This is a genomic window from Acidovorax sp., from assembly GCF_046341535.1.
GTDB lineage: Bacteria > Pseudomonadota > Gammaproteobacteria > Burkholderiales > Burkholderiaceae_C > Acidovorax.
Genome location: NZ_JBKDRI010000053.1, coordinates 1 through 9,453 on the forward strand (window position 1 = coordinate 1; position 9,453 = coordinate 9,453).

The 9,453-nt window shown below is 64.3% G+C and carries 9 protein-coding genes; 5 read left to right on the forward strand and 4 right to left on the reverse strand.

Annotation, left to right across the window (positions count from 1 at the left end; genetic code table 11):
* Positions 1 to 931: IS630 family transposase (locus tag ACK543_RS03645; RefSeq protein WP_409941496.1), on the reverse strand; the 931-nt coding region annotated here is incomplete at its 3' end.
* A gap of 142 nt (positions 932 to 1,073) precedes the next feature.
* Here ACK543_RS03645 and ACK543_RS03650 point away from each other — a divergent pair.
* Positions 1,074 to 1,775 (forward strand): phosphatase PAP2 family protein, encoded by a 702-nt coding sequence (locus tag ACK543_RS03650; protein WP_409941497.1) that lies wholly within the window; start codon positions 1,074 to 1,076, stop codon positions 1,773 to 1,775.
* Between the two features lie 28 nt (positions 1,776 to 1,803).
* Here ACK543_RS03650 and pyk read toward each other — a convergent pair whose 3' ends face one another.
* The 3 genes from pyk to ACK543_RS03665 all read right to left on the reverse strand — a co-directional run bounded on the left by pyk (position 1,804) and on the right by ACK543_RS03665 (position 5,590).
* Positions 1,804 to 3,240 carry a pyruvate kinase gene (gene pyk, locus ACK543_RS03655; RefSeq protein WP_409941498.1) on the reverse strand — a complete coding sequence of 479 codons (1,437 nt, stop codon included), beginning with the start codon at positions 3,238 to 3,240 and terminating at the stop codon, positions 1,804 to 1,806.
* 121 nt (positions 3,241 to 3,361) lie between these two features.
* Positions 3,362 to 4,186, reverse strand: a complete 825-nt coding sequence (locus ACK543_RS03660; protein WP_409941499.1) for a CPBP family intramembrane glutamic endopeptidase — start codon at positions 4,184 to 4,186, stop codon at positions 3,362 to 3,364.
* 15 nt (positions 4,187 to 4,201) lie between these two features.
* A complete protein-coding gene (locus ACK543_RS03665) occupies positions 4,202 to 5,590 on the reverse strand; it encodes an aminopeptidase P N-terminal domain-containing protein (protein ID WP_409941500.1) in 1,389 nt (462 codons plus the stop codon).
* A gap of 161 nt (positions 5,591 to 5,751) precedes the next feature.
* Between ACK543_RS03665 and ACK543_RS03670 the strand changes: the two genes are divergently transcribed.
* From ACK543_RS03670 to ACK543_RS03685, 4 genes are read left to right on the forward strand one after another with little or no spacing between them, the layout of a single operon-like run.
* A complete protein-coding gene (locus tag ACK543_RS03670; RefSeq protein ID WP_409941501.1) occupies positions 5,752 to 6,255 on the forward strand; it encodes a hypothetical protein in 504 nt (167 codons plus the stop codon).
* A gap of 1 nt (position 6,256) precedes the next feature.
* Complete coding sequence (locus ACK543_RS03675; protein WP_409941502.1) at positions 6,257 to 6,925, forward strand: PspA/IM30 family protein; 669 nt, start codon at positions 6,257 to 6,259, stop codon at positions 6,923 to 6,925.
* Entirely contained in the window at positions 6,922 to 7,554 is a 633-nt protein-coding gene (locus tag ACK543_RS03680) for a YqiJ family protein (RefSeq protein ID WP_409941503.1), read from the forward strand. The genes ACK543_RS03675 and ACK543_RS03680 overlap by 4 nt, the downstream gene beginning before the upstream one ends.
* Positions 7,555 to 7,601: 47 nt before the next feature.
* Positions 7,602 to 9,314 (forward strand): flotillin family protein, encoded by a 1,713-nt coding sequence (locus tag ACK543_RS03685; protein WP_409941504.1) that lies wholly within the window; start codon positions 7,602 to 7,604, stop codon positions 9,312 to 9,314.
* The last annotated feature ends 139 nt before the right edge of the window (positions 9,315 to 9,453 follow it).

Below are 9,453 nucleotides of genomic sequence, written 5' to 3' on the forward strand. Positions count from 1 at the left end.
GCTTCGTGCGCGCCGGTGCCAGCTTGGTCACCGCCTGCTTGATGTCGGCGTTGGCCATCTCATCCGGGTTCAACTCCGGGCTGTAGCTGGGCAGGTAGAACACCTCGATGGCGTCGGCGTGCTCGGCCAGCCAAGCCTTGACCTGCTTGGCGTGATGCACTCGCAGGTTGTCCAGGATCAGGAACAGTTTCTTGGTCTGTCCCTTGATCAGTCGGCGCATGAAGTCGATCAGGATCGTGGTGTTGAGCGCCCCCTCGAAGATGCGCCAGCGCATCTGCCCCTTGTTGGTGACGGTGGAGATGACTGAAAGGCCGTGGCGCTTGTTGTTGACCCGCACCACCGGCGTCTGGCCCTTGGGCGCGAAGCCTCGGCCGCGCACGTCGTCGCTGCGCAGCCCGCTTTCGTCGCCCCAGTGAATCTCGGCCCCCTGCCGCTTGGCGCGCGCAGCGATGGCCGGGTAGTCCTCGTCGAGCCACTTCTTGAATGCTGCGGGTGACTGCTCGTAGGCCTTCTTCATCGGTTTTTGCGGCGTGAAGCCCCAGCGCGCCAGGTACTTGCCCATGGTGCGCACTTGCAGCCGCAATCCGAAGCGCTGTTCGATGAGGTTGGCCACCGCGGCGCGGGTCCACAGCGCGTAGGGCATCTTGAGCTGATCGGGCGTCTTGTCAGCGATGAGCTTGCGCACATGGGCTTCTTGTGCGGCGTCGAGCAGCCGCTTCTCACCCACCTTGCGGCCACCGATGGTGTCGTGCAGGGCCTTGACGCCGAGCGCTTCATGGCGCTTGCAGATGTTGAAGACGCCCGTACGGCTCAGGCCAGTGAGTACGGCGATCTCGTCGTAGGTGTTGCCGCACTTGCGCAGTCGGATGACCTGCACGCGGCGCTCATGCCGTGCCTCGCGGCTCAGCGATCTCATGTCGGTTGCTTGCATGAATCCGACATGGGGCCGGCTCGGCGAAATTCAAGTGCGAAAAGGCCGGATCAATAAGACGCTGTTAAGAGCCTGGCCGTATGGTCCCGGTGTGTCCCATCACCCTGAATTTGTTTCTGATTCGGCCCACGCACGGCGTGCCTTGCTCGGCAGAACCCTGGTCGCACTGGCCTGCGTGGTGGCGTGGGATGCCACGGGGGGAGACTTGACCCTGGCACAGCCGTTTGGCGCGGCCACCGGCTTTCCTTGGCGGGAGCAGTGGTTTTTGGTGCAGGTGATGCACGAAGGCGCGCGTCGCGTCGGCTGGCTTTTGGCGCTGCTGCTGACGCTGGCCGTCTGGTGGCCCTTCGGTGTGCTGCGGCGGCTTGACACGGCCGAGCGATTCCAAATGGCGGCCAGCGTGTTGCTGGCCCTGGGGGTCGTCAGCTTGGCCAAGCACCTGAGCCACACCAGCTGCCCATGGGACCTGGCGCAGTTTGGCGGCGTAGCACGGCATGTTTCGCACTGGGCACTGGGATTGCCCGACGGCGGCGGCGGGCGGTGCTTTCCGGCGGGGCATGCATCAGCGGGGTTTGCCTTTGTGGGGGGCTACTTTGCCCTGCGTCGCAAGGCGCCCACCGCCGCACGCTGGTGGCTGGCAGGGTCCTTGCTGGCAGGCTTTGTACTGGGCGCAGTGCAGCAGGTGCGAGGCGCCCACTTCATGAGCCACACGCTCTGGACGGCGTGGCTTTGCTGGGCGACAGGCTGGCTGTGCCATCTTGGCACCGAGGCCTTGCGCCCCCGGTTCGCGACCTTTGCGACCACAACCCGACCCTCAGAGACATCCAGCGCTTCAGGCTTATAGCGGTTCGTGGTGCAAGGCTGGGCCGGCCTCAACTGGCCACGCAGATCTTGAGCATGTTGGTGCCGCCAGGCGCACCCATGGGCTCGCCGCAGGTGATGGCATACACATCGCCCTTTTGCACGATGTTGCGGCTCTTGAGGTGGCGCTCGGCCTGCTCCAGGGCCGTGTCGCGGTCCGCGCTGGTGTCCATCAGCAAGGGGCGCACATTGCGGTACATGGCCATCTTGCGCTGCGTGGCCACCTTGGGCGTGAGGGCGTAGATCGGGATGTCGATGCTGTGCCGGCTCATCCACAGCGCCGTGGCGCCGCTGTCGGTCATCGCCACGATGGCTTTGGCGCCCAGGTGGTGCGCAGTAAACAGCGCGCCCATCGCAATGGACTGGTCAATGCGGCCAAACGTCTGCCCGGTGAAGTCGGCATCGAGGTGATGGTCTTCGGCGGCCTCGGCAGCCGCGCAGATGGTCGTCATCTCTTCCACGGTCTCCAGGGGAAAACGTCCAGCAGCCGTCTCGGCGCTGAGCATCACCGCATCGGTGCCGTCCAGCACGGCGTTGGCCACGTCACTGACCTCGGCGCGGGTAGGCACGGGGTTGGTGATCATGCTTTCCATCATCTGCGTGGCAGTGATCACGACCTTGTCGAGATGGCGCGCCATCCGGATCATCTTTTTTTGCAGCGCGGGCACGGCCGCGTTACCCACCTCCACCGCCAGATCGCCGCGCGCGACCATGATGCCGTCGCTCACTCGCAGGATGGATTCCAGATGCGGAATGGCCTCGGCGCGCTCGATTTTGGCGATCAGGCCGGGCTTGTGGCGGTGCTCGGCGGCGGCCACATTGCACAGCTGGCGTGCCATTTCCATGTCGGTGGCGTTCTTGGGAAAGCTCACCGCCACGTAGTCGGCCTGAAAGCTCATCGCCGTGCGGATGTCTTCCATGTCCTTGGCCGTCAGCGCCGGGGCGGTCAGGCCCCCGCCCTTTTTGTTGATGCCTTTGTTGTTGGAGAGCTCACCACCGATTTTCACGGTGGTGTGTACTTGTTCGCCCCTCACTGCGTCCACGGTCAGCACAATGAGTCCGTCATTGAGGAGCAGCAGGTCTCCGGCCTTCACGTCGCGCGGCAGTTCCTTGTAGTCCAGGCCCACGCCGTCGATGTCGCCCAATTCGGTGCGGGATGCGTCGAGCACGAACTTCGCACCCGACTCAAGCTGTACCTTGCCTTCGGCAAACTTGCCCACGCGGATCTTGGGACCCTGCAGGTCGGCCATGATGGCCACCTCGCGCCCAGCACGCTGGGCAGCGGCGCGCACGGTGGCGGCGCGGTCGATGTGGTCCTGGGCCTTGCCGTGACTGAAGTTCAGCCGCACCACATTCACCCCGGCGCGGATCATGGCTTCGAGCAGGGCGATATCGCTGGAGGCGGGCCCCAGGGTGGCAACGATCTTGGTTGCGCGGCGTGCTGGCATGGCTGGTCTCTTTCAGTGGGAGTGTAATTGGGTTTCCAATTCTCACACGGTCCGGTTACAAGCGCGTTACCACCAAGCTCCCGCCGTTTGAACAGCCTCGCGTGGTGCTTGCGCCCTGCGCTCAAAGCCAAGGGATCGACACCGCATGGGCCAGCACATGGGCGGTGATGGCGGCCTCCAGACCGCGGCGCGCAAAAAGCCATCCGGGCAGCAGGCCCAACGCGGTGTTGCCCACCACAACGAAAGCGACGACCGGCAACGTCAACTCGCCAGCCATGGCCTGCGCCGCGGGCAGGTGCCCGAGCGCAAACAGCACCGCGCTGGCTCCCACGGCCAACATCACCGGCATCGTGCGCGGCACACCCCTGCCGCGCTGCACCACACGCCACGCCAGCCACAGCAGCAGCGTCATCAAGCCCCAGCGCGCGAGAAGCTCTTCGGTGATGCCTCCGTACAGCAGCTTGACGAGCACGGTAACGGCATCGCTGGCTGGATGGGTCGCCCGCAGCCCCTCGGGGGCCAGCGTCGAGAGCGCGAGTATCCAAGCCCCTCCCGCCGCCCCACTCCACAGCCCTGCAAGCAGCCAACGCCGGTCGGCACCCGGCGTGCGGCGCCCGCCCGCCAGCAGGGCCGACAGCACGGGCGCCTCCAGGCCCACCCGGGGGCCCAGCACAACGCCGACCGCCACGGCCAGCGCCAGCATCACGGCCGTTTGCAGGCCGCTGAGCAGCAGCACGGCCCACAGCGGTACCGGCAGCAGCGCCTGACTGGCGGCCAGCGGGGGCAGCAACGACCACACGACCGCCAACACGCCAGGCATGCCCAACAGCCACAGGGCCAGGCCCAGACGCCAGCGCCCGGGTGGTTGCAGGGCTGCGGTGTCCGGCGATGCCGGGGCGTGTTGCGCGCTGTGGGGGGGCGTGTCCAGGTCAGGCCGGGGTTCCATGCCGAGGCACCGCCCTCATGCGCGCATGAGCGCTTCGATCTCGTCGGGTTGGACCGGCACGCCGCGTGTGATGAGCTCGCAGTCCGACTCTGTGACGATGGCGTCGTCTTCAATGCGGATGCCGATGTTGTGGAAAGGCTCGGGCACCCCCGGCGCGGGGCGCACGTAAATGCCCGGCTCAATGGTGAGCACCATGCCCGGCCGCAGCACGCGGCTGGGGCGATTGGTGATGGTCTCGCCCGATAGCGGGTCCTTGCGCTCGCTGGTCTGCCGCTCTTGGCCGGGCTCCACGTAGCTGCCGCAATCGTGCACATCCATGCCCAGCCAGTGGCCCGTGCGGTGCATGTAGAACTGGAAGTACGCGCGCTGCTCGATCACATCCTGCACGGAGCCGACCTTGTTCCGGTCGAGCAGGCCCAGGTCGAGCATGCCCTGCGCCAGCACCGCCACCGTGGCGTCGTGCGGGTCGGTAAAGCGCGATCCGGGCCGGGTCGCGGCCACGGCGGCGTCCTGGCTGGCCAGCACCAGCTCGTACAGCGCGCGCTGCGGGCCGGTAAAGCGGCCGTTGGCCGGGAAGGTGCGCGTGATATCGCTGGCATAGCCGTCAAGCTCGCAACCCGCGTCAATCAGCACCAGCTCCCCATCTCGCACCGGCGCTGCATCGGCACGGTAGTGCAGCACGCAGGCGTTGGCGCCCGCCGCCACGATGGAGCCATAGGCCGGGTACTGCGACCCAGCCTCGCGAAACGCGTGCAGCAGCTCGGCATCGAGGTGGTATTCGCGCACCTCCTGACCCGCACGCAGCATGCGGGCAGAGAGCTGCATGGCGCGGATGTGCGCGCGCGCACTGATCTGGCTGGCGCGGCGCATGATGTCCTGCTCGTGCGCGTCTTTGAACAGGCGCATCTCGTCGAGCAGCAGGCAGGCGTCGCTTTGCTCGGCCGGACACAGGGCACCGTAGCGCGCCCGGGCGCGCACCGCATGCAGCCAGCCCTCCACGCGCGCAGCCAGGCCGGTATGCGTGGCAAACGGGAACCAAACCCGGCGGCGGTTCTCCAGCAGGCGCGGCATGGTGGCATCCAGTTCGTGCACCGGATACGAGGCGCTGACTCCTAGAACATCCAGCGCCGCTGCCGGGCCTAGCCGGTAGCCATCCCAGATCTCGCGCTCCATATCCTTGGGTTGGCAAAACAGGATGCTCTGCCCCTCGGCCGTGAGCACCAACCATGCGCCCGGCTCTGTGAATCCGGTCAGGTAATAAAAGTAACTGTCGTGCCGGAACAGATAGTCGCTGTCGCGGTTGCGCTGGCGCTCGACCGCGGTCGGAATGATGGCGATACCGCCTTCTCCCAGCTGGGAGGCCAGGCGCGCGCGGCGCTGGGCGTAAGGTACTTGCGAGGACATTGAAGACATTTGCTATTTTTATCTCGATTCGATGACCTCAAGCGTGACTGTGGCATCCAGCACGCCGACAATGCCCTCAAACCGACCAGCCCAATGACATGTTGACAAAAGAATTCGAACGAATACACTTGAATTCAAAATAGCGCCGACTACACCATGCCATGACTACTGCATCCACCACGATGGAGCCCCTCTCCGCCCGCATACCGAGCGACCTCTACCTCTGGCTGGCACAGCTGCAGGTAGACGGCGCCACCACCAACAGCGACAAGCTGAGGGTGTTGCTGGGCCAGCTCAAGCGCCACCACGATGGCGCGCTTGACTATGTGACCGCGCATGCCTGGGCGCGGGACATCACGGCACGGCAGCGCGATTCACTGGTCCGACTCGAGGGCCAGACAGGCCGACACTCCGAAGTGCTCAACGCGATGCTGGACCATATCACCACCTGCCTCGCGATCATCGTGAGCAATGCCCCCGCTTCCGAGCAGGATGCCACCAAACTCGAAGACCTGCTGGTGCGCCGTGGATTCACGCTCAGTGAGATGCTGCTGCGCCAGGCCGCCACCACCCGGGCCAGCGCCTACGACCCGGCTGTCGTGCAAAGACATGCGGCGGCGACCCTGGAGCTCGCCCATACCCTTCAACCCTCGAAAGGAGCCTGAGATGGCAGATTCCCTCAAGACCCGCGTCGGACGTGTGATCACCGGCAGCGTGCATGCGCTAGTGGACCACCTGGAAAACCAGGCTCCCGTTGCCGTTATGGAGCAGTCACTGCGCGAGGCGGACGCCGTCATCGGCGAGGTACGCCACGAACTGGGCTTGGCCAGCGCCAACCGGCACTTGGCCCAGCAGCAGCACGCCACCCTCAACGGCCAGCATGGCAAACTCGCCGAGCAAATCGAGCAGGCGCTGGCAGCTGGTCGCGAGGACCTGGCCCGCGCTGCAGTGGCGCGCCAGCTCGACATCGAGGCGCAGATCCCTGTGCTGGAAAACACCCTGGCCGAGCTGGCACGGCAAGAGAACGATCTCACCGGCTACGTCGCAGCACTACTGGCCAAGCAGCGCGAAATGACCGAAGCGCTCGAAGCCTTCCGCAAGAGCCGTGCAAGCGCGACACCGTCTGCCGCGCAGTCCAGTGACGGCAGTCCGGCCGAGCGCATGGACGCCGTGGCTGGCGCCTTTAACCGCGTTTACGCCCGCCAGACCGGCCTGTCAGGGACGGACCGCACTAGCACGCTGGAACAGGCGACCAAGCTCAAGGAGCTGGACGATTTGGTGCGCGACAACAAAATTGCCGAGCGCATGGCACAGCTCAAGGCCGTCAAGCCGTGATCGTTGGCCTGTTCACCGCTCCGGAGACATGGCCCTTTGGCGTGGCCTTTGCGCTCATTGTCGGCATTGCGCTGATTGAAGGGCTGGGGATGCTGATCTCGCTGAGCCCCAGCAACTGGCTCGATGACCTGCTACCAGACGTGAATGGCGACAGCGGCCTGGACCGAGTGCTGGGTTGGCTGCACCTGGGGAAGGTGCCGTCGTTGGTGCTGCTAGTGCTGTTTCTCACCGGCTACGCCGTATTCGGTTACAGCCTGCAGAAAGTAGCGCACGGAATGCTGGGCTTCTACCTGCCAGTATGGCTCGCCGGCCTGGCAGCGATTGCACCTGGCATGGCCACCGTGCGCAGCCTGGGCGCGCTCATCGCCCACATCATCCCGCGCGACGAGACATCGGCCGTGAGCGAGATGTCGCTCATCGGTCGCCCAGGCGTGGTCTCGGCTGGCGCGGCGCGCCGAGGCTGGGCTGCCCAAGCACGTGTGCGAGACACCCACGGCCGCACCCACTATCTGATGGTGGAGCCAGACGTGGACGAAGAAGTTTTTGACGAAGGCGCTCAGATCCTCGTCGTGCGCAAGGTTGGTGCCTTCTACCGGTGCATCGCCAACCCGCATCCTGGACTGATGTAGTGCAAAAAAATCAATTCAACAGCATTCCACCGTGAGAGAACCAAGAAATGAACAACCTCATTGAAATGGGCAGCATTGCAGGCGTTGCCCTCCTAGCGCTGCTGACCATCGGCATCATTTTCTCGCGTCTGTACAAGCGCTCCACTAAAGAAACCGCCTTCGTTCGCACGGGTCTGGGAGGGCAGAAGGTCATCATGGACGGTGGCGCAATCCTACTGCCGGTATTCCATGAACGTGTACTCGTGAACATGAACACGCTGAAGCTAGAAGTGGTGCGCCGTGCCAAGGAAAGCCTGATCACCAAAGACCGTATGCGTGTGGACGTGACCGCTGCCTTCTTCGTACGTGTCAAGCAGACCGAGGAGGCCGTGAGTATTGCGGCGCAAACGCTGGGCGCGCGCACCATGAGCCCCGAAGAACTCAAGGCGCTGGTCGAAGACAAGTTCGTCGACTCGCTGCGCGCCACCGCGGCCACCATGACCATCCAGGAGCTGCAAGACAAGCGCCGCGACTTCGTGCAAGCAGTGCAGAACGCCGTAGCTGAGGACTTGGAGAAGAACGGCCTGGAGCTTGAGTCAGTGTCGCTGACCAGCTTGGACCAGACGGAAAAGCAGTTCTTCAATCCTAACAACGCTTTCGACGCAGAGGGTTTGACGCGTCTGACTGAACAGACCGAAGCGCGTCGCAAGCAGCGCAACGACGTGGAGCAGGACACTGAGGTGCAGGTTCGCACCAAAGACCTGGAAGCCACGCGCCAGAAGCTCACCATCGAGAAAGACCAGGAGTTCGCCTCACTCTCACAAAAGCGCGAAATTGAGACCACCCGAGCCGAGCAGGCCGCGCTGATCGCTATGCAGCAAGCCGAACGCAGCCGCGAGGCCGAGGCCGCCAAGATCGAGGCCGAGCGCCAGGTGAGCCAAAAGCGCATCGAGGCACAACGCGAAATCAAGGCTGCAGAGATTGAGAAGAACCTAGTGATCCAAACCCGGGAAATCGAACTTGAGCGCCATACGGAGACCAAGCGCGCCGAGCAGCGAAAGCAGGTGGAGATCGCGCGGCAAGACACGCAAATTGCGATTGCCACGAAATCGCGCGAGCAGTCGGATGCCGACGCCGCCGCTAACCTGGCCCGCGCCGAGGCAGTGAAGGCCGAGGAAGCCGTGAACACCGCACGTCAGGTGGCCGTTGCCGAGCGCGAAAAGAATATCCAGCTGATCGAAGCATCGAAGGACGCCGAACAAAACGCCATCGCAATCCGGGTATCGGCATCAGCCGAAAAGGAAGCCGCCCTGGACCGCGCCGATGCCATCACCATCGAGGCGCGCGCCCGCCAGGCCGCGGCCCTGGCCGAGGCAGAAGGCAAGCGCGCGCTGAACGAAGCGCTCAACACTCTCTCGGCTGCCCAGGTCGACCTTCAGGTGCGCAGCCTGCTACTACAGCAGCTGCCGCACATCATCGAACAGGCCGTGCGACCCATGGAGAAGATCGATTCCATTCGGATTGTCCAGGTGGGCGGCCTGCCCGGCGGCTCGGGTACGACGCACGGCAGCACGGGAGCGCAAGGCACGTTCCCGGAGCAAGTCATGAACTCGGCATTGCAGTACCAGATCGCAAAGCCCATCGTGGATGCCGTGATGAAGGACGCAGGCCTTTCCAACGAGGGCATCACCGGCATGGCACAAAGTTTGGCGGACATCCTTGGAGGACCATCAACGGCCGTGGAGAAACGCCCCCTCAGTAACTGCAACCCTTCGGACTAAGAGTTTATCCGTAAATAGTAAACTATCTCCCTGAGCCGTAGTTGACGCGGCGTAAGGCAAGACTTTGACGACCAAGAAGCGAGTGGACTCATGGGTAGTGACCGATGATTTTTGGCAGCGGGTGGAGCCGCTGATTCCT